Source organism: Microbacterium karelineae, from assembly GCF_009745985.1.
Taxonomy (GTDB): Bacteria; Actinomycetota; Actinomycetes; order Actinomycetales; family Microbacteriaceae; genus Microbacterium; species Microbacterium karelineae.
Window position 1 is genome coordinate 1 of sequence record NZ_WFIX01000151.1, and the last position, 659, is coordinate 659.

The 659-nt window shown below is 49.9% G+C and carries 1 protein-coding gene; it reads left to right on the top strand.

All coding sequences use genetic code 11. The annotated features are described in order from the left end of the window. Positions 1-335 precede the first annotated feature (335 nt). The coding region (gene rplJ, locus GB932_RS01400) for a 50S ribosomal protein L10 (protein WP_156758948.1) at positions 336-659 on the top strand (324 nt) is incomplete at its 3' end.

A 659-nucleotide genomic window follows, 5' to 3' on the forward strand; every position in this document is an offset into this window, starting at 1 on the left:
TGTTGCAGTTGACCAGGCTGGCCTGAGCGCTGCTGCAAACTAATGCCTTTACGTGGGCGGTGATTTTGTCTACAATCTTACCCCCCACGTTTGCTAACGAAAGTTAGCGGCTAAAAGATTTGTTCGTTGGAGCCTGGCCTAATCCAGGCCTCCGTCGAAGACCGCAGGTGTTTCGCAAGAGACTTAATCCCCTGCGTAGACGGTGACAGAACGCTAAGATTATTTTTTGATACTCTGGCTTGTTTCTGCTCACCGTATTAAGACGCTCTTCCCGTTGGGTTGAGTGAAGTGAGTTCCGGAACATGTGTTCCGGCAAACATCCAGGAGCAAAGCTAATGGCTTTAAATCTTCAAGACAAACAAGCGATTGTTGCTGAAGTCAGCGAAGTAGCCAAAGGCGCGCTGTCTGCAGTAGTTGCGGATTCCCGTGGCGTTACTGTAGACAAAATGACTGAACTGCGTAAAGCAGGTCGTGAAGCTGGCGTATACATGCGTGTTGTTCGTAACACCCTGCTGCGTCGCGTAGTTGAAGGTACTCAGTTCGAGTGCCTGAAAGACACGTTTGTTGGTCCGACCCTGATTGCATACTCTATGGAACACCCGGGCGCTGCTGCTCGTCTGTTCAAAGAGTTCGCGAAAGCGAATGCAAAATTTGAGGTC